We start from the raw sequence: 20,255 nt of genomic DNA on the forward strand, positions 1-20,255 counted from the left end.
GGCGGGGCTGCTCCGACAGCGGTCCCGCTCCCCACACCGGCCTGTCCGGGCCTCATCCCGCTACTCGGCCACCCGCTGCCCGCTCGTCACCGCGCCGCTCACGGCAGGCGCGGACGCATCCGTTCCAGACGCTCCCTGACCGGGCCGTCCGCCGCGCACGCCGCCGCGTCGGCCGCCACCGCCCGCGCATAACCGTCCGGCTCCGACTCCTGCAGCAACCGCTCCAACACCGGCACCGCCCGCGGATCCTGACGCCGCGCCAGGCCCTGTGCGGCCTCCGCGACCGTGTCCGGATCCGCGTCGTCCAGCCGCTCCGCCAGCGCCGCGCGGAGCACCGGCGTGTCCGCGTCCAGCGCGGCCAGCGCCGTCGTAGCCCAGTCCCGCACCTCCGCATCGGTGTCCCGGCTCAGCCCCACCAGCGCCGCGACCCCCTCCACATGGTCACCGGAGACCAGGTCGAACAGCGCCAGCGTCACCGCACGGCGCACCACCCGCTCCGGATTCCGCGCATGCCGCAACACCTCCGGCAGCGCCACCGGATCCCCATGGTGCCCCAGCCCCAGCACCGCCGACTGGATCAGCTCCGTATCCGCCGCCTCCCGCGCCAGCTCCCGCAGCAGCGGAACCGAACGGCCGGCAAAAGGCTTCGACCCGGTGAGGAAACCGAGCTGGGCCAGCACATCCGCACCGAACGCCTGCCGCAACGGCTCACCGTCGCTCGCGCACCACGCCGCGCCCGCCTGGAACGTCTCCTCGTCGCCCCGCCGCCACAGCACCTCGACCGCCTCGTGCCAGTTGTCCAGTTCCGGGTTCCCGCCGCGCAGCGCCCGCGCCGCCAGCTCCGCGTACGGCGTCCGCAGACCCAGCTCCCCTTCCAGGACCGTGGTGATCGCACCGTGCCCCGTCTGCTGCTCCTGCCCCGCGAACGGCACCCCGTCCCGCACCAGTTCGACGGTCACCGTCTCCCCGCCGTCCACCGGCGTACGGCGCACCACCGTCCCCGGCCCGTCCCCGTACATCTCCCGGAGCGCGCGCCGCATCTCCTGCTCCACATCCAGCGCAAGCATCCGGCGCGCCTCCCGCAGCGCCTCCTCCAGCGCCCCGGCCCGCGCACCCGCCCCGTACCGCAGCAGCGCCCGCACGGTCTCCAGCGACCCGCGCCGTACCGCGAACACCAGCGGCGGTTCATGCCGCGGCCCCGGTCCCGGCAGATCGGGGTCCGCCCCATGGGCGAGCAGCACCTCCGTGGTCCGCGCATGTCCCAGACCCACCGCCCACCGCAGCGCCGTGAACCCGAACTGCTCCCGCAGATCCGGCTGCGCCCCGGCCGCCAGCAGCGCCCCGACCACCTCCGTGTGGCCGCCGCACGCCGCCCCGCAGATCGGCAGATCGCCCGCCTCGGGCCCGCACGCCCGGTCCGGATCGGCGCCCGCCGCCAGCAGCAGCCGCACCACACCCGGCCGGTCCGACACCGCCGCCAGATAGAGCGCCGTCGCACCGTTCTCGTCGACCGACTCGGCGGGCACCCCCGCGCGCAGCAGCCGCACGACGGCGTCCTCACCCTCGTACAGGGCCTCGAACAGGTTCCGCGTGTCCGTCATCGGATCTTCTGCCACCCATCGACTCTACGACGGAGGGCCCCGACGGGCTCAGGTATTGCAGTCCAGTACCGTGCGGCACAACCCGCACCGCGCCCGCACCCGGCCGCGGACCGGTACCCGGACGCGCTGGTGGCAGGTCGGGCAGGTGAACGAGACCCGCCAACCCCCCGGACCCTCCTCGAACCGGTACGGGACCCCGGGGGTCGCGGCGGCCCCCGCATGGTCCTGGGCGTACCGCCGGTCCTTCGCGTAACGGTGCCGGCCGGCCCAGCCCGCCGCCGCCAGCGGAGGCTGCTGCCCGTCCCGCAGCGCCAGCGCCCGCCCCTTCACGTACGCCGTATACGCCTGCGGACTCGTGAACCACGGCGACGGATCCTCATCGAACACCAACGCCCGCTTGGCCAGCACATACCCGAACTCCTCCGGGGTGAGATAGCCGAGCTTCTGACTGGAGGCGGCGTCCTCCCGGAACGCGTCGAGCAGCAGCCAGCCCGCCCCCAGATACGCCGCCGCCGTGTCGGTCAGGATCTCGTTGTCCCGCGTACCGGGGAACTCCAGACCCAGCCGGTGCAACAGCACATGCATCACCTCGTGCGACAGCGCGGCACCGATGTCCCTGCGATGAGTGCGGAAACGGTCGTTGAGCTCGATGAAGTACTCGGGCCCCGCCGCGAGTTCGACACTCCCCGCATGCTCCATCGCCCGGAACCCGACGATCATGCGGGCATCCGGCAGATGCAGATGCCGGACCATCGCCCGCGCCACGCGCTGCGCCCCCAGATGCAGATCGTCCTGGTCGGAGAAGGCCGCGTCGGCGGGCAACAGGCTCGGGGCGTACCTGCGCACACCGTTGTACGACAGCCTCCGGTACAGCGCGGTGATCGCGGACCGGACGATGTCCAGATGAGGGAAGCCATGCACCACCGGGCCGCCGTCCGTCACGTCCGCACCCCCATCCGTGACGCTCAACCGGCTTCCACTGTAACGGCCTCCCCCGCGACAGGGAGTGGATCGGCGAGGGCGTCATGCGGCTTCGACGGCAAGGCGGAGGACGGAGTCGACGCGGAGCCTGGGTGACCGACGACGACGCCGCAAGCGCAGTCGCAGGGCGTCGGGAGCCCACTCCCTGTCGCGGGGCAGGCCGTAAGCGGATGCACGGGAAACAGCGGCGAGGACAGCCCCGTACACCGCTCGCGGGTACCTTCACCATCGCAGGCCGGGGCGCCGCCACCGAGGGCGGCGGCCGGCAGTGCTACCCCCCGACCGGCCCCACCGCATCAGCCCTGAGCACCCCCGGGTGTGCCCGTCCGGACGGGCACACCCGGACCCAGCTCCACCCACGGATCCCCGGCGCCCTCCACCTCCAGCACCCACACCTCGTTGACGCCCTCCCGCAGAACCGGACCTGGCACATACAGCGTCCGCTGCGGACCCGCCGACCAGTACCGGCCCAGACAGAAACCGTTCACCCAGACGAACCCGCGCGTCCAGCCCGGCAGTTCGATCCCCGCGTGATCCGGAAGACCCGCGCGCCCCGAGACCGCCGACTCGAACGAACCCCGGTACAGCCCGGCACGACCCCCCTCGGCGACAGCCTCGAAGGGCACCGCGTCCACCGCACCCGGCTCCTCGAAAGCGGCCAGCCGCAGCCCCCGCGCCCGTACCCCGTGCAGATACTGCCGCTCGTGCCGGACGCCGCCCGTGATGCCCTTCGGCTCACCCAGCCGCGGCCCGTAATTGACCCGGCCCAGCGACTCCACCCACAGCTCGACCGACGCGGGCCCGGCCACCGGCTCGTCGAGGGTGGCGCTCTCGCCGCTCAGCACGCCTTCCCGGACCCCGTTCACATACACCACCGCCCGGTCCCGGAGCCCGGACACACCCAGCGCATACGGGCGTCGTGAACCCGGAACGGCGACCTCGTACCGCACCAGGCCCCGGTCCACGCCCAGCTCCTCGAACGTCGGCGGAACACCGGACTCCGCCTGTTCCGGGTCGCCCAGCACCTCCAGCACCACAGACAGCGACGCCCACCCGGTCAGCTCCGCCCGCACCGGCGCCGGGGGCCCGGCCGGCTCCGGCGGCAGCTCCGGGAGCGGACCGTCCGCGAACTCCGCCAGGACATTCCGGAACAGCCAGAACTTCTCCGTCGGCCGCCCGTACTCGTCGATCGGCGCATCGTAGTCGTACGACGTCACCGTCGGCTGAAAATCCTGGTCCTGCACCGGACCCGAGCGGTTCGCCCCCGCCCAGCCCGCAAAATTCGTCCCCCCGTGCGCCATGTAGACATTCACCGATGCCCCGCACTCCAGAATCTCCCGCAGCGCCTCCGCGGCCTCCGCCGGATCCCGGACCACCGGCGCGGCACCCCAGTGCTCGAACCAGCCGCACCAGAACTCCATACACATCAGCGGACCCTCCGGCTGATGCCGCCGCAGCACCTCGAACGCCTCACGCGCCCCCGAGCCGAAATTCGCCGTCGCCAGCAACCCCGGCACGGAACCACCCGTCAGCATGTGGTCCTCCGGTCCGTCCGACGTGAACAGCGGCACGCTCACGCCGTGCCCGCGCAGCACCTCCGCCAGCCGCCCCAGATAGACCTGATCGGTTCCGTAGCTCCCGTACTCGTTCTCCACCTGAACCATGACCACCGGGCCGCCGCGGTCGATCTGCCGCTCCACCACCTGCGGCAACAACTCGGCGAACCACCGCTCGACCGCCTCCAGATACCCGGCGTCCCGCGTCCGCACCCGCCGCCCGAACCGGCCCGTCACCCACGCGGGCAACCCGCCGTTCTCCCACTCGGCACAGATATATGGACCCGGGCGCACGATCGCCCACAGCCCCGCCCGGCGCGCTGCGTCCAGGAACCGGCCGAGCGCCGCAACCTCCCGGAACAGCCCGGGCTCCGGCTCATGCAGATTCCACGGAACGTACGTCTCCACACAGTTCAGGCCCATCGCCCGCAGCATCGACAGCCGGTGATCCCACTGCGCCTCGTGCACCCGGAAATAGTGCAGCGCCCCCGACAGCAGGCGTACGGGCTTCCCGTCGAGCCGGAAGTGGTCGTCCCCCACGGTGAAATCAGCCATCGTGCTCGTACTCTCCTGTTGCGCCGGTCCCAACCCCGGGCCCGAGTGCCCCGGGTCCGTACAACGGCACGCACCACGGAGCGGGCGAACCCGGGAGGAATGTTCCATCCACCCTCGCCCCCTGGCGTGCAGCCGGTCCATGGACAAAGATCACTGCTGTTTGGACCCAATGCGCAGATCACCGCGGCCGACCGAACCGGAGCGAGCCCGGCGGAGCCGAGCCGGCCGAGCCGAGCGGAGGAAGGAAAGCCGATGCCGACGTACCACACCTGGATGCGATTCTTCACGCCCAGCACGCTCCACCACCGCCTCGGCCTCGTCTGCCTGGGCGTCGGCCTGCAACACGGCGCCCTGCCCACCGTCGGCCCCCGCACCCTCGACCACCACGTCGCCGTCGTCATCAACTCCGGCAGCGGCTGGTTCAGCGGCCCCGACGGCCGCCGCACACCCGTCACCGCCCCCAGCCTCATCTGGCTCACGCCCGGCACCCCGCACCACTACGGCGCCGACCCCGGCACCGGCTGGGACGAAGCCTTCGTCGACTTCACCGGCCCCGCCACCACCACCTACACCGAACTCGGCTACATCGAACCCGACCGCCCCCTCGTCCCCCTCGCCGACACCGCAGGACCACGTGCCGCCGTCAGCCGCATGGTCCGCGCCGCCAGACGCGGCAATCCCCTCCTCGAAGTCGAGACCGGCGCCGCCGTCCACGAACTCCTCGTCGCCCTGCGCCGCGCCCGCGCCGACGTCAGCCCCGACGGCGACCCCGTCCTCCAGGCCCTCGCCCGCGACGCATTCCAGCCCCTCTCCGTCGCCGAACACGCGGCCCGCCACAGCATGACCCCCGCCGAACTGCGCACCGCCGTACGCCGCGGCGCCGGCTGCAGCCCCAAGGACTACCTCCTCGGCATCCGCCTCGGCCGAGCCAAAGAGCTCCTCGCCGCAACCGACCTGCCGGTCGCCGCAGTCGCCCGCCGCGTCGGCTACGACGACCCCGCCTACTTCTCCCGCCTCTTCGCCCGCCGCGTCGGCACCGCCCCCGTCCGCTTCCGCGAACAACAGGGCCGCGCCGTTCCCGGCGGCTGGAGCGACCAGGTCCCCGACCCCGAACACCCGCCGACGATCACCGCGTGGACCCCGGGCGCCTAACAGCCTCCCCCGCGACAGGGAGCCCACTCCCTGTCGCGGGGGAGACCGTAAGCTCGACGACCATGACCACGAGCGACATGGACGAGTCCGTACGCGCGGAACTGAACCGGCTCCGCGAAAGCATCGACAACATCGACGCTGCTGTTGTCCACATGCTCGCCGAGCGCTTCAAGTGCACCCAGCAGGTCGGGCATCTCAAGGCCAACCACAAACTGCCCCCGGCCGACCCGACCCGCGAAAACGAACAGATCGCCCGCCTGCGCAGCCTCGCCGAGAACGCGAAACTCGACCCCGCCTTCGCCGAGAAGCTCCTGAACTTCATCATCGCCGAAGTGATCAGGCACCATGAGCGGATTGCCGGTGACCCCCCGACCGGCGACGCAGCCTCCGAGAACTGATCCTCTGCACCCTGCACCGTACGGCGGGCCGAGCGGAATTGGGTGGACCGGATGCGCCGGCGACGGGTACTGATTGCGGACTACTCGGTGGAGGCCAGGCAGCTGGACGCCACCGAACGTGATCTCCTGGAGATCACCCACTCCACGAAGCCCTGACGAACATCAGTCAGGTACGAACACGCAGCGAGGGCCGCGACCACAAGGCCGCGGCCCTCGCTTCCGTGCCGCTACAGCGAGTGTCCGAGGGGGTAGCCTCCCCCGGAGTCACGCTTCGGGTTGACCGCTCGCGACTACAGGTTCCGCACCCGGATGTTGCGGAACTCGATCAGGTCGTTGTTGCTGTGGTTCTGCAACCCCACGTACCCGCTGAGGAACTGACGCAGGTCCGTGGGCGGGTCACCCGCCCGGGACGACGACTTGCCGGGCGTGTTGTCGAACTCGTTGATCACCACGCCGTTGCGGATGATCGTGTAGTGCTGCCCGACCGCGCGGATCTCATAGTCGTTCCACTGGCCCTTGGGGGTCACCCCCGCCTTGTCCAGGCCCAGCGGCTTGAAGTTGTACACCGAGCCGGTCTTCTGGACCTCGCCCGTGGTCCCGTCGTAGATCTGGATCTCCTGACCGCAGTAGATCGCGAGCCACTCGGGGGCGGTGCGAGCCGAACCGACCGTCCCGCAACTGCCGGCCGGACGGTCGGCCAGCGGCGTCCGCGGGTCCGGGAACCGGATGAAGACACCGCTGTTGGCGTTGCCGTTGCCCGGAGCCATGTCCCGGAACTGGAGCCTGACCGAGAAGTCTCCGAGCTCCTGCTTGGCGTACCACAGCATGCCCAGGCCGCCTGAGCCGCGGATGGTGCCGTCGGGCTGGAGGGAGAACTTCCCGGGGCCGGCCTGCCGCCAGTCGGCGAGGCTCGCCGCGGTCCCGTCGAAGAGGGGCTGGTACCCGGCGACCTTGCCGATCTTGCTCTGCGCCGCCGCCTTGCTGATCGCCGCCGACTCGCGGTTGTCGAGGACGTCCTCCTTGCGGAGGTCGTTGACCACGGCGTTGACGTGGCTGACGAACTCGCCGTGGTTCGGCCAGGACGCCTCGTCGTCGATCAGGTCGTTGACAGTGCAGGCGCCGCCCGCGCGGTGGTTGGCCACGCCGGTGTCGGTGTCGAGCAGCTTGACGGTCGGACGGGCGTCGGGCGCGGGGCAGCCGGCCTCGGCGTCGAACGTCGCGGTGGCCTTCTCGCCGTCGGCGTAGGTGACCGTCAGCTTCGCGTGGTACGTGCCGTAGTCGGCGTAGGTGTGAGTGGGGTTGGCCTCGTGCGACGGCGCGCTGCCGTCACCGAAGTCCCACTCCCAGGCCACACCGCCGACCTTGGCACCGGAGAACGCCACCGTCTTGGGCTTGCTCTGGGTGATGACGCGCGCCCCGGCGTCCTGCGGCTTCGGGGTGGCCGGGCCACCCTTGTAGGCGATGCGGATGAGCTTCTGGTTGGAGTGCAGGCTGAAGAAACCGCCCGCGTAGTCGAGCATGTACAGCGCACCGTCGGGACCGAACTTGGCGTCCATCCAGCTCTGCAGCTGGGTGGAGCCGCTGCCGGGCGCGATGATGCTGCGCAGGTCCTCGCCGAAGGCCGGCGCGCCCGCGTCCTTGACCTGGTCGGGGTCGACGGTCACCGCGACCCGGTTGTTGGAGTTGGACTCGTCACCGATGAACCACTTGTCCTCCCAGTACGCCGGCCAGGCGACACCGCTCTTGGTGTCCACCTGGGAGCGGTGGTAGGTCGGACCGGACATGATGGCCTGGCCGCCGCCCTTGAGGTACGGCTGGGTGTAGGTGGCCTCGCTGTCGACGTAGCTCGGGACACCGCTGCCGTCGGAGCGCTTGGGGAAGACCGGGCCGCCGCCCTGGGGCGAGTACCAGATCATGTTGTCGCGGGCCGGCGGGATGTCCACCAGGCCGGTGTTGCGCGGCGACTCGTTCTTGAGGTGGTCGCAGTCGTACCAGCCGGTGAGGACACTGGCGTCGGTGTTGCTGCGGTCACGGTACGGCTGCCGGTTGCCCATGCAGTACGGCCAGCCCTGGTTGCCCGCGGAGGTGATGATCGTGGCCGTCTCGTACTTGGCCGGGCCCAGCTCGGGGCTCGGGGCTCCCGCGTCCGGCCCGACCCAGCCGGCGTTCAGCCAGTTGTGCACCGGGTCGACGGAGAGCCGTGCGATGTTGCGGACACCCATCACGTAGATCTCGGGGCGGGTCTTGGCCGTGCCCGGCGGGAAGAGGTTGCCCTTGGGGATGGTGTAGGTGCCGTCGGCCTCGGGGTGGATGCGGATGATCTTGCCGTTGAGGTCGTTGGTGTTGCCGGAGGTGCGGCGGGCGTCCTGGAAGGAGACACCCTTGTAGTCCTGGGTCCAGTTGTTCCCGGAGTAGCCGCTGGAGCCGCCGGAGGAGTTGCTGTCACCGGAGCCGATGTAGAGGTTGCCGTCCTTGTCGAAGGACATGCCGCCGCCGGCGTGGCAGCAGCTGTGGATCTGGGTGTCCCAGTGCAGCAGGTCCTTGCGGGTGCCCTGGTCGATGGACTCGGTCGCGAAGTCGTAGGTCAGCCGGGAGACCGTCCGCTGGCCGATCCGCTTGTCGCGGTCGATCGACTCGTGCGGCATCCAGTAGATGTAGATCCACCCGTTCTTCTCGAACTTCGGGTCGAGGGTGACGCCTACGAGGCCTTCCTCGTTCTTGACCAGCTCGTCACCGCTGCCCCGGTTGCCCATCACATCGAGTGTGGTGAGCAGCTTGACCTTCTTGGTCTTGGGGTCCCACTGGTGGATGGTGCCGCAGCCCAGGCCGACCTTGGGGTCGTTCCAGGAGCTGATCGGGCCGGACGGGCAGGCGGCCTTGCCGATGTAGAAGGCCTTGCCGTCGGGGGCCATGGTCAGACCGTGCGGCTCACCGATCTGGTCGAGCTGCCCCGCCTGGTTCTGGGCGGTCAGCCGCTCGGTCGTGTAGTTGGACGCGATGGTCGCCTGACAGTCACCGCGGACCATGCCGGTGGTCCACTCGATGGCGCCGAGGAGGTGGCTCTGGAACTTCGTGTCGGTGGTGTAGCTCTCCTCGGTGCGGCCCATGCCGGTGTAGAAGGACCGACCGCCGTCGTAGTCCCGGCACCACGAGATCGGGTGGAACGGGCCGTTGGCGCTGAGCCCCGGCTTGTACTTCCCCTCCTCGACCTGGGCAATGGTGTGGACCTTGCCGATCGGGTTGGGGTCCCAGTTGATCCACTGGTCGGATCGGGTCCAGTTGAGCGGAAGTCCCTCGTTGGCTGGATGCTGACGGTCCGTCACATCAACGACGGCCTGCTGGACCTTGGAATCCTGCGGGGGCGTCGGTTTGGCGCTGAAGAGCCGCAGCTCGGCCAACTGGGTCAGCGGCTCACCACTGTTCGCGGTGATATCCAGCCGGTAGTGCTGGTAGGCCGTGCTGTTGGTGAACTGGAACTGCCTGGTCTGGAACCGCGACGAGAAGGTCTCGCCGGTCCGGGTGTCCAGGGTCTTCCAGGTCTCGCCGTCCTCCGAGCCCTGCAGCTTCCAGTCCTTCGGGTCCCGTCCCGAGGAGTCGTTGGCTGAGGTCAACGCGTAGTTGACCACCGCGACGGGCTTGTCCAGCTTCATGGTGACCCAGCCGGTCGGCGTACGGGCCAGCCACTTGGTGTCGTTCTTGCCGTCGAACAGCTTGTCCTTGGTCTCGTTCGGCGGGTTGTCCCCGTTGACCGCGCTCGCGACGACCTTCTCGGGGTCGGGGAGGCCCAGGGCGGGGCGGGTGCCGATCAGCCCGGTGAACCAGGAGGAGTCGGACTGGGCCCGGGCGGCGTCGTGGACGCCGACGAAGCCGCCGCCGTTGTTGATGTACGACTGGAACGCGGCTTCCTGCTCGGCGTTGAGCGTCACGCCGTCGGCCGACAGGAACACCACCCCTCGGTACTTGGCGAGATCGGCGGTGTTGAACACGCTTGCGTCCTCGGACTCGACGACCTTGAACCCGTTCTTCTCGCCGAGGTTCTCGATCGCTGCCGTGGCCTTGTTGACCGGGTCGTCCTGCTTGGCGGCCGGTCCGTGGAAGACCAGGACGTTCACCTGGGTGTCGGTGGCGGCTCCCTGGTCCTGGTTGGCGCTTTCGACGGGCGGCTGCGCCTGTGCCTGCACGGCCGGCAGCCCGGACAGCCCCACCGCCAGTGCGGCGCTCGACAGCAGAACGACCGCGCGGCGCCAGGGCCACGCGTGACGAGAGGTCCCCGCAGGACATGACGGCGGCGCTCCGCGTCGTCTCGACAGGGCGAACCGGTTTCTCTTGCCCATGTTTGCTCCTTGACTCGATCCGGAAACGGAAGAGTGATCAGGGGGTTGGAGCGAGGGCTGCCGCAGGGGCCCCGCCCGGTGTGCGCCGGGCGAGGCGGCTTTCGGCGGGCGGTCACGCTGCCCGGGAAGGAGGGGGTGCCGGAGCAGGGAGGTCAGGTTCTCCTCCGGTCCTGGCGGGCGAGGACCGACCGGCGGCAGGCTGGTACACGCCCGTCAGGCCGTCAGGCAGGCCTGTCGGGCGTGGCTTCGGGGGCGGAGCCCGCATCAGGACCCCGCCGTTGCCTTCTAGTGGTGGGGCATGCCGCCGGGGACCGTGCCGTCGGCCTCGGTCACGAGGAAGATCCCGGCCATGCCCATGTCCGCGTGGCTCTGGACGTGACAGTGGTACATCCAGGCACCTGCGCCGACCCGGGCACCCGCGATCACCTGGAACCCGAAGGAGTCCGCGGGGCCGACGGTCTTGGTGTCGATGACCCGGCTCACGTCCTGCGGACCCTGCAGGATCCCGGTGCGGTTGTCCACCCAGCGGTGGCCGTGCACATGGAAGGTGTGGAAGAAATCCCCGTGGGTGATGACGATGAACTCCACCCGCTCGCCGCGGACGGCCGTGAAGGTGGGGGTGTCGTGATGGGCCTTGTTGTTGATCGTCATGTCGTTGAACACGACCGTGAACTGCTTGTCGGGCAGCACGTCGCCCTTGCGGCGCACGATCACGGGGCCGTACAGGCCCTTCTTGAGGCCGCCCGTGCCGTGTTCGGTCCCCACGTTGTGATCGTGATAATGCCAGTAGCCGGCGCTGCCGGCCTCCCACGTCCCGTCGTGGTTCGGTCCCGGGGCGTGGGTGCGCCAGACGTAGGTCCGCCGGCCGCCCGGCTCGACGACGCTGTCGTTCATCTTGGTGCCGTCGCTGGCGACGTCGTAGTCCACGCCGTGCACGTGCAGACTCGCGGCGACGCTCAGGTTGTTGACGACCTCGATGTGCATCGTGTCGCCCTCGGTCAGCTCGATGAGCGGGCCGGGAATCGACGCCTGACCGGGCTCCAGGCCGTAGCCCATCTGCCCGTTCGGCAGGTTCTCCATGTACAGCGTCAGCTCGCGGACGGTGCCCTTGTCGCTTCCTTTACCGCTTCCTTCACCGGGCTTGTCCTTCGGGGCGGCGGCGGTGGCGCCGAGCACCGTGGGCACGACCGCTGCGGCGGCCGCGCCGGTGGCGAACGCTCGCCGGGAGAAGAGGCGTCTCGCGCCTGCGCCTGAGTCGGTCATCGCTCTCCAATCCTCGAAACGCGCGCGTGCCTGAAAGCGTTTCGTGGTCGTGGTGTGAGCCGCCGCGACGGCAGCTGTCCCGTCACGGCGGTACGCGGTGGTGCGCCGGGCGTTCGGCCCCGCGAGGCAGGCGGGGCCATCGTCGGACCGGACTCCGGTGGAGACGGTCCGACTTGGCCGGACCCCGGTGGAAGCGGTCCGGCTTGGCTCGATGTGCCGGCTACGGCCGGGATCGGATCGGCTGGGCGAAGGGGATTCGCCTCGGGACCTGGACACCGTAGCGGGCACGCATCCAGTTTTTCCAGACTCAGGTCAAAGTTGGTTGGATTCTCGTCATAGGTCTTGGCGGATAGTCAAAAGACCCGCTAACTTCCCATCGTTGCCGCATGGTAAAGAGGTTGCGTGAGCCCCGCCCTCGGGTTCGCGGTGCCAGCGGCCTCGCAGCGACAGGGGCGGATGCCGCCTGTGCGTGAGTGACGGCGGCCCCCGCCGTCGCCGCGCGCGGGCGATCAACCGCAGCGCGGCACTCGCCCCGTTCCGTCCAGGGCGCCGGTCCGGTGAGCGGAGTACTCGCGTCTCGAACGCGCTCATCCCGGCGGCTGATTGTCCACCCGGCGGGACCGCGAGTCCTGCGCGGTGCCGCACAAGCGAATTCCCGAAAGGTGCAGCGGTGTTCAGAAGACTGCTCCATGCCCAGACGGATCCGCCCCCCTCAAGATCCGCGCTACGTGACCGACTCAGCGCGCATCCGGTGCTGATGGCGCTGATGGCCGTTGTCTTCACAGCTTTCGCATTGGCCGTTCCGGCCGCGTACGCGGCGGTGAATCGCGCGGAGGAGACCGCAGCGACCCAGGTGCTCACCTGGACGGCCGGCGACGACTACATGAAGTACACGTCAGCCCCCACCACCGCGGTGGCGGGCAAGACGACCATTGTGTTCGAGAGCAGCGCGGCGACCGGCAACACGACGGGGCTCACGCACACCCTGACGTTCGACGCCTCGAACCCCGACTACAACAACGACGTCAGCCTCAACATCCTGGCGAGCCCCTTCGACTCCCAGGGAGGCAGGCACACGGCCGAAGTCACCCTCACACCTGGCGTCTACCGCTACTTCTGCGCAATGCCGGGCCACCAGATGATGGCGGGTACGCTCATCGTCACCGCCGCGCCCGGCGACGACACCACTGCGCCGGACACGTCAGCGACGGTGTCGGGGACGAAGGACTCCGCCGGGAACTACGTCGGCAGCGCGAACGTGACACTGACGGCTTCTGACGCGGAGTCCGGTGTGGCCGGGATCGAATACTCCCTCGACGGCGCCTCATACAGCAACTACACAACGCCAGTTGAAGTCAACAGCGTCGGCCGGCACACGCTGAGCTACCGGGCGACCGACAAGGCAGGTAACACCTCGCCGGCGAAATCGGTCGAGTTCACCGTGGTAGCGCCCGAACCGCCGAAGGACACCACGCCACCCGACACGTCCGCGACGGTGTCGGGGACGAAGGACTCCGCCGGGAACTATGTATCGAGCGCGACGGTCACAGTGAGCGCTTCTGATGCCGAGTCGGGCGTGGCCGGAATCGAATACGCCCTCGATGGTGCGTCATACGGTAGCTACGCGGCGCCGGTTGCGGTGAAGGACGTGGGCCGGCACACGCTGAGCTACCGGGCGACCGACAAGGCAGGTAACACCTCGCCGGCGAAATCGGTCGAGTTCACCGTGGTAGCGCCCGAACCGCCGAAGGACACCACGCCACCCGACACGTCCGTGACGGTGTCGGGGACGAAGGACTCCGCCGGGAACTATGTATCGAGCGCGACGGTCACAGTGAGCGCTTCTGATGCCGAGTCGGGCGTGGCCGGAATCGAATACGCCCTCGATGGTGCGTCATACGGTAACTACGCGGCGCCGGTTGCGGTGAAGGACGTGGGCCGGCACACGCTGAGCTACCGGGCGACCGACAAGGCAGGTAACACCTCGCCGGCGAAATCGGTCGAGTTCACCGTGGTAGCGCCCGAACCGCCGAAGGACACCACGCCACCCGACACGTCCGTGACGGTGTCGGGGACGAAGGACTCCGCCGGGAACTATGTATCGAGCGCGACGGTCACAGTGAGCGCTTCTGATGCCGAGTCGGGCGTGGCCGGAATCGAATACGCCCTCGATGGTGCGTCATACGGTAACTACGCGGCGCCGGTTGCGGTGAAGGACGTGGGCCGGCACACGCTGAGCTACCGGGCGACCGACAAGGCAGGTAACACCTCGCCGGCGAAATCGGTCGAGTTCACCGTGGTAGCGCCCGAACCGCCGAAGGACACCACGCCACCCGACACGTCCGTGACGGTGTCGGGGACGAAGGACTCCGCCGGGAACTATGTATCGAGCGCGACCGTCACAGTGAGCGCTTCTGATGCCGAGTCGGGCGTGGCCGGAATCGAATACGCCCTCGATGGTGCGTCATACGGTAACTACGCGGCGCCAGTTGCGGTGAAGGACGTGGGCCGGCACACGCTGAGCTACCGGGCGACCGACAAGGCAGGTAACACCTCGCCGGCGAAATCGGTCGAGTTCACCGTGGTAGCGCCCGAACCGCCGAAGGACACCACGCCACCCGACACGTCCGCGACGGTGTCGGGGACGAAGGACTCCGCCGGGAACTATGTATCGAGCGCGACCGTCACAGTGAGCGCTTCTGATGCCGAGTCGGGCGTGGCCGGAATCGAATACGCCCTCGATGGTGCGTCATACGGTAACTACGCGGCGCCAGTTGCGGTGAAGGACGTGGGCCGGCACACGCTGAGCTACCGGGCGACCGACAAGGCAGGTAACACCTCGCCGGCGAAATCGGTCGAGTTCACCGTGGTGGCGGCTCCGCCCGAGGACAGGACACCGCCGCAGGTGTCGGCCTCCGTCTCCGGCACGAAGAACGACTCCGGTGACTACGTCGGCAGTGCGACGGTGACGGTCACGGCTTCGGACACGGGGTCGGGTGTGGCCGGGATCGAGTACTCCCTCGACGGCGGCCCCTACCTGCAGTACTCCGCACCGGTGGTGATCGACAGAGCCGGGAGCCACACCTTGCTCTACCGGGCCACCGACAAGGCCGGCAACACGGCCACGCCGCAGTCGCTGTCCCTCACCATCGTCGACAGCAAGCCGCCGACCGACTGTCCTGAAAGGGACGACCGCTCCACCGTGTTCCTCGGTTCGATCAATACCGGTGTCCCGAACCGCGTCACGACCAACGGCTGCACGGTCAACGAGCTGATCGAGGATCACCGGGCCTGGAACAACCATGGCGCGTTCGTCTCACACGTCGGGGAGATCGTCACGACGCTGCGGAAGGAAGGGGTCCTCGACCAGCGGGAGGCCGCCCTGATCAAGAAGGCGGCCGGCCAGTCCGACGTCGGCATGCCGAACCGCGGTCCCGCCGGTCGCTGAGTCACGGCCGGGCGGTGACGCCGCCTGAGCCGTGTGCCTCGGCCGGCTGCGGCAGCGGCCCGCCGAGCGAACCGGACAGCGCACCAAAACCGATGGGGTGGAGAGCTGGACGGCTCCATCCCATCGGGCCCGGCCGCCTCTGCAAGAGCCTGGGCGGCAACGAGACTGTGCTGCTTCGAACCGGCTTTGTCCATCTGCTGATTAAAGTCCTGTAACTCGGCGCACAAGTTTCTTTTGCCGTCGACGGCACGGTGCTACGGTCCGGTGGAAGTCGCGCCCCCAAGCACCGGGCATGCGAACGGCTCTGACCGCGACGGGGGCGGCGTGAGGAGTACGACGGTTCGACCGGCCAATATGCATCAGGCCCGGCTGCTCCGCCTCCTGCGCGACCTCGGCCCGCAGTCCCGGGTCGCCCTGGGGGACCTGGTCGAGCTGTCGCGCTCCAAGCTCGCGTTCGAGATCGACCGGCTGCTGGAAACCGGTCTGGTCGTCCCGGACGGCCTCGCCGCCTCCCGCGGTGGCCGCCGCTCGCACAACGTCCGGGTCGCCCCGTCGCTGCGGTTCCTCGGCGTGGACATCGGCGCCACCTCCGTGGATGTCGCGGTCACCAACGCCGAGTTGGAGGTCCTCGGCCACGTGGCCGAGCCGCTGGACGTGCGCGACGGCCCGGTCGCGGTCTTCGAGCAGGTGCTGGCGTTGGTCCGCAAGCTGCGTGAGGCGACGTCGGCGGAACACTTCGACGGTGCAGGGATCGGCGTGCCGGGACCTGTCCGGTTCCCGGAGGGTGTCCCCGTCGCGCCGCCGATCATGCCCGGGTGGAACGGCTTCCCCGTCCGCGAGGCGATGAGCCAGGAGCTCGGTTGCCCCGTCCTCGTCGACAACGACGTGAACCTGATGGCCCTGGGCGAGCAGCAGGCCGGCGTCGCCCGGTCCGTACGTGACTTCTTGTGCGTGAAGCTCGGGACCGGCATCGGCTGCGGCATCGTCGTCGGCGGCGAGGTCCACCGCGGTATCACCGGCAGTGCCGGCGACATCGGCCACATCCAGGTGGACCCGGACGGGCCGCGGTGCGCCTGCGGCAACACCGGTTGCCTGGAAGCCTACTTCGGCGGGAACGCCCTCGTACGCGACGCGACCGCGTTCGCCCAGTCCGGCCGCTCGACGGAGCTGGCCGGACGGCTCGCATCGGCCGGGAGGCTGACCCCCGAGGACGTGTCGGCCGCCGCGGGCGCCGGGGACGCCGCGGCCCTGGATCTGATCTGCTGGGGAGGCAACCGTACCGGTCAGGTCATCGCCGGCCTGGTCAGCTTCTTCAACCCCGGCCTGGTGGTCATCGGAGGAGGGCTCACCGGACTGGGCCACAACCTCCTGGCGAGCATCCGCACCCAGGTCTACCGTCAGTCGCTGCCGTTGGCGACCGGCAACCTGCCGATCGTGCTCGGCGAACTCGGCCAGGTCGCCGGCGTCGTCGGCGCCGCCCGGCTGATCAGCAACCACATCTTCTCACCGGCCTGACGCTTCGATACGCGGCCGGAACCCGTGGTGAGGCGGGCCCCGCGACGTACCGCGCCTTGAAAAAAGGAGCCGCGCATCCGTGCCCGGCCGCTGACCGGAGCCCCACCGTGCTCGAGCGGGGGAGATTTCGGTCACGTCCTCCTGACACGCACCCACGCGGACAGCGCAGGCGTATCGTCCCGCCCGTGACTGGATCCCGCACACAGGTGACGAGGAAGATCGTCCTGATGATGTCGGTGTCCCTCGACGGATTCATCGAGGGACCTGACCGCGACATCGGCTGGCACCTCGTCGACGACGAACTGCACCACCACTTCAACGAACAGCTCAGCACCATGGGCGGCTTCCTCACCGGACGCGTCACCCACGAACTCATGGCGGACTTCTGGCCCACCGCCGACGCCGACCCCGCCAACGCCGGACCCGTCGCGGACTATGCCCGAATCTGGCGGGACATGCCCAAAACCGTGTTCTCCCGAACCCTGGAAACCGCCCACTGGAACACCACCGTCCTACGCGAAGTCGACCCCGAACACATCCGGGAACTCACCGCACAGCCCGGCGGCGACCTGGCCCTCGGCGGCGCCGATCTCGCAGCGGCCTTCCGACAGCACGACCTGATCGACGAATACCGGATCTACGTCCACCCCGTACTCATCGGACGCGGCAAACCCCTGTTCCAGGCATCCGACAGCAGAACCGGCCTCCACCTCGCCGGGACCCGCACCTTCGGCAACGGAGTCGTCCTCCTCCACCACCGGCGCGCCGACCCCACCCCGCCGGAAACCACCCCAGGACACTGACCCCGCGGACCCGCCTCGCGGAACCGCCCCGCGAACCCGCCCCGCGCACGCGCACCCGCTCAGCCCTGCGAGAACCCACCTGTGCACCCCCCACCCCATGCGGCAGAGTGGATCCATGTCCGTACTGACGCGCGACGAAGCGCAGACCCGAGCCCAGTTCCTCGACGTGGACAAGTACACGATCGACCTCGATCTGACCACGGGAGAAGACACCTTCGACTCCCGCACTGTCATCCAATTCACCGCCCTCGCGGCCGGAGATACCTTCGTCGAGCTCAAGCCCACCACCCTGCGCTCCATCACCCTCGACGGACAGCCCCTCGACCCCGCCGACCTCATCGAGAACCGGTTCCCTCTCACCGCACTCACCCCCGGCGCACACGAACTCCGCATCGACGCCGCCATGCGCTACTCCCGCACCGGCGAAGGCATGCACTGCTTCACCGACCCCACCGACGGCGAAACCTACGTCTACACCCAGCTCTTCATGGAAGACGTCCAACGCGTCTTCGCCGCATTCGACCAGCCCGACCTCAAGTCCGTCTTCGCCCTCACCGTCACCGCCCCCGAAAACTGGACCGTCCTCGGCAACGGCATGGCCGAACACATCGGCAACGGCCGGTGGACCATCGCCCCCACCCCGCTGATCTCCACCTACCTCGTCGCCGTCGCAGCCGGCCCCTGGCACTCCGTCACCACCCAGCACGCCGGACTGCCCTTCGGCATCCACTGCCGCCGCTCCCTCGCCCCCCACCTCGACGCCGACGCCGACGAAATCCTCGACATCACCCGCGCCTGCTTCGACCGCTTCCACGAAAAATTCGACGAGCCCTACCCCTTCGACTCCTACGACCAGGCATTCGTCCCCGAATTCAACGCCGGCGCCATGGAGAACCCCGGACTCGTCACCTTCCGCGACGAATTCATCTACCGCTCCGCCGTCACCGACACCGAACGCCAAGTCCGCGGCATGGTCATCGCCCACGAAATGGCCCACATGTGGTTCGGCGACCTCGTCACCCTCGCCTGGTGGGACGACATCTGGCTCAACGAGTCATTCGCCGAATACATGGGATACCAGACCCTCGCCGAAGCCACCCGCTTCACCGACACCTGGGTCGACTTCGGCGTCGCCCGCAAGGGCTGGGGATACGACGCCGACCAGCGTCCCACCACCCACCCCGTCACCCCCGACCCCGCCGCCGTCCCCGACACCGCATCCGCGATGCTCAACTTCGACGGCATCTCCTACGCCAAGGGCGCATCCGCCCTCCGCCAGCTCGTCACCTGGCTCGGCGAAAAGGACTTCCTCGCCGGCATCAACACCCACTTCGCCCGCCACAAGTTCGGCAACGCCACCCTCGCCGACTTCATCGACAACCTCGCCTCCGCCACGGACCGCGACGTCCACGCCTGGGCCGACCAATGGCTCCGCACCACCGGCGTCGACACCCTCACCCCCCACATCGAAGAAACCGACACCACCTGGTCCCTCACCGTCGACCACCACGGCACCCGCCCCCACCGCATCGCCGTCGGCGCCTACGACCACACCCTCGACACCCAGCCGGGCCCCGACCAGCTCGTCCTCCGCGACCGCTTCGAACTCGACATCCCCCAGAACGGCACCCCCACCATCCACCCCGGCCGCCGCCCCGCCCTCCTCGTCCTCAACGACGGCGACCTCACCTACGCCAAGATCCGCCCCGACGCACCCTCCTGGAACACCGTCGTACGCAGCCTCTCCGGCATCCCCGACCCCCTCACCCGAGCCGTCATCTGGAACAGCGCCCGCGACATGGTCCGCGACGGCGACCTCGACCCCACCACCTACCTCGAAACCGCCCGCACCCACCTCCCGTACGAAACCGACCTCGCCCTCCTCCAAGGCGTCCTGACCTTCGCCGGCACCCAGATCGCCGCACGCTACGTCACCCCCGAAAGCCGCCCCGCAGCCCTCGCCACCCTCACCGCCCTCTGCCGCGACCTCATCCGCCGCACAGAAGACGGCACCAACCCCGGCCTCCGCCTCACCGCCGTACGTCACCTCATCGACGCCGCCACCCAACCCGACACCATCCAGACCTGGCTCACCGACGGCACCGTCCCCGGTGGACCCGAACTCGACCCCGAACTCCGCTGGCGCATCCTCACCCGCCTCTCCACCCTCGGCGCCACCGACGAAACCACCATCGCCACCGAACTCGAGAACGACCCCAGCGCCACCGGACAGGAAGGCGCCGCCCGCTGCCGCGCCGCCCTCCCCACCCCCGAAGCCAAAGCCGCCGCCTGGGACGCCCTGTTCAACGACGACACCCTCTCCAACTACCTCTTCATCGCCACCGCACAAGGCTTCTGGCAAGCCGAACAGACCGACCTCACCAGCGACTACGTCCCCCGCTACTACCCGGACGCCACCCGACTCGCCACCCGCCGGGGCCCCGCCATCGCCGAAGCCGCCGGACGCCACGCCTTCCCCACCTACGCCATCACCGCCGACAACCTCCACCTCGGCGAACAAGCACTGGACGGCAACACCCTCATCCCCGCCCTGCGCCGCAGGCTCGCCGACCAGATCGACGACCTCCGCCGCGCCCTCGCCGTACGCAACGCCCACTGACCCCACAACTCCGCACCACCCCCACAACC

Annotated in this window: 11 protein-coding genes; 6 read left to right on the plus strand and 5 right to left on the minus strand. The window is 69.4% G+C overall.

Annotation, left to right across the window (positions count from 1 at the left end; all coding sequences use genetic code 11):
* Positions 1–98: 98 nt before the first annotated feature.
* The 3 genes from OH809_RS31565 to OH809_RS31575 all read right to left on the minus strand — a co-directional run bounded on the left by OH809_RS31565 (position 99) and on the right by OH809_RS31575 (position 4,693).
* Positions 99–1,601, minus strand: a complete 1,503-nt coding sequence (locus tag OH809_RS31565) for an ankyrin repeat domain-containing protein (RefSeq protein WP_406515961.1) — start codon at positions 1,599–1,601, stop codon at positions 99–101.
* Positions 1,602–1,649: 48 nt separating this feature from the next.
* Positions 1,650–2,570: a hypothetical protein gene (locus OH809_RS31570; RefSeq protein ID WP_406418500.1), complete on the minus strand. Its 921-nt coding sequence runs from the start codon at positions 2,568–2,570 to the stop codon at positions 1,650–1,652.
* Between the two features lie 308 nt (positions 2,571–2,878).
* Positions 2,879–4,693: a glycoside hydrolase family 35 protein gene (locus OH809_RS31575; protein ID WP_406418499.1), complete on the minus strand. Its 1,815-nt coding sequence runs from the start codon at positions 4,691–4,693 to the stop codon at positions 2,879–2,881.
* Between the two features lie 252 nt (positions 4,694–4,945).
* On the opposite strand from OH809_RS31575, the gene OH809_RS31580 reads away from it, so the two are divergent.
* Positions 4,946–5,845 carry a helix-turn-helix domain-containing protein gene (locus OH809_RS31580; RefSeq protein WP_406418497.1) on the plus strand — a complete coding sequence of 300 codons (900 nt, stop codon included), beginning with the start codon at positions 4,946–4,948 and terminating at the stop codon, positions 5,843–5,845.
* Between the two features lie 62 nt (positions 5,846–5,907).
* The gene (locus OH809_RS31585; RefSeq protein ID WP_406418495.1) at positions 5,908–6,243 is read left to right on the plus strand and encodes a chorismate mutase; all 336 of its coding nucleotides are present in this window, start codon (positions 5,908–5,910) and stop codon (positions 6,241–6,243) included.
* A 290-nt stretch (positions 6,244–6,533) separates the two neighbouring features.
* Here OH809_RS31585 and OH809_RS31590 read toward each other — a convergent pair whose 3' ends face one another.
* Together OH809_RS31590 and OH809_RS31595 are read right to left on the minus strand one after the other, a co-directional pair.
* Complete coding sequence (locus OH809_RS31590) at positions 6,534–10,577, minus strand: ThuA domain-containing protein (protein WP_406515962.1); 4,044 nt, start codon at positions 10,575–10,577, stop codon at positions 6,534–6,536.
* 285 nt (positions 10,578–10,862) lie between these two features.
* The gene (locus OH809_RS31595) at positions 10,863–11,840 is read right to left on the minus strand and encodes a multicopper oxidase domain-containing protein (protein ID WP_406418491.1); all 978 of its coding nucleotides are present in this window, start codon (positions 11,838–11,840) and stop codon (positions 10,863–10,865) included.
* A gap of 670 nt (positions 11,841–12,510) precedes the next feature.
* Here OH809_RS31595 and OH809_RS31600 point away from each other — a divergent pair.
* The 4 genes from OH809_RS31600 (at position 12,511) to pepN (ending at position 20,226) form a co-directional block, all read left to right on the plus strand.
* Positions 12,511–15,288 (plus strand): OmpL47-type beta-barrel domain-containing protein, encoded by a 2,778-nt coding sequence (locus OH809_RS31600; RefSeq protein WP_406515963.1) that lies wholly within the window; start codon positions 12,511–12,513, stop codon positions 15,286–15,288.
* Between the two features lie 354 nt (positions 15,289–15,642).
* Positions 15,643–16,803 carry an ROK family protein gene (locus tag OH809_RS31605; protein ID WP_406424872.1) on the plus strand — a complete coding sequence of 387 codons (1,161 nt, stop codon included), beginning with the start codon at positions 15,643–15,645 and terminating at the stop codon, positions 16,801–16,803.
* 185 nt (positions 16,804–16,988) lie between these two features.
* Positions 16,989–17,606, plus strand: coding sequence for a dihydrofolate reductase family protein (locus tag OH809_RS31610; RefSeq protein WP_406418490.1), 618 nt, complete (start codon positions 16,989–16,991; stop codon positions 17,604–17,606).
* Positions 17,607–17,721: 115 nt separating this feature from the next.
* Positions 17,722–20,226, plus strand: a complete 2,505-nt coding sequence (pepN, locus tag OH809_RS31615) for an aminopeptidase N (protein WP_406418488.1) — start codon at positions 17,722–17,724, stop codon at positions 20,224–20,226.
* Positions 20,227–20,255 lie beyond the last annotated feature (29 nt).

The sequence above is a fragment of the Streptomyces sp. NBC_00873 genome (assembly GCF_045207415.1).
Classification (GTDB): Bacteria; Actinomycetota; Actinomycetes; order Streptomycetales; family Streptomycetaceae; genus Streptomyces.

Bases quoted from the DNA above. Each gene is read 5' to 3' on its own strand.
- OH809_RS31565 (WP_406515961.1), bottom strand. From the start codon at position 1,601: ATGACGGACACGCGGAACCTGTTCGAGGCCCTGTACGAGGGTGAGGAC.
- OH809_RS31575 (WP_406418499.1), bottom strand. From the start codon at position 4,693: ATGGCTGATTTCACCGTGGGGGACGACCACTTCCGGCTCGACGGGAAG.
- OH809_RS31580 (WP_406418497.1), top strand. From the start codon at position 4,946: ATGCCGACGTACCACACCTGGATGCGATTCTTCACGCCCAGCACGCTC.
- OH809_RS31585 (WP_406418495.1), top strand. From the start codon at position 5,908: ATGACCACGAGCGACATGGACGAGTCCGTACGCGCGGAACTGAACCGG.
- OH809_RS31590 (WP_406515962.1), bottom strand. From the start codon at position 10,577: ATGGGCAAGAGAAACCGGTTCGCCCTGTCGAGACGACGCGGAGCGCCG.
- OH809_RS31595 (WP_406418491.1), bottom strand. From the start codon at position 11,840: ATGACCGACTCAGGCGCAGGCGCGAGACGCCTCTTCTCCCGGCGAGCG.
- OH809_RS31605 (WP_406424872.1), top strand. From the start codon at position 15,643: ATGCATCAGGCCCGGCTGCTCCGCCTCCTGCGCGACCTCGGCCCGCAG.
- pepN (WP_406418488.1), top strand. From the start codon at position 17,722: ATGTCCGTACTGACGCGCGACGAAGCGCAGACCCGAGCCCAGTTCCTC.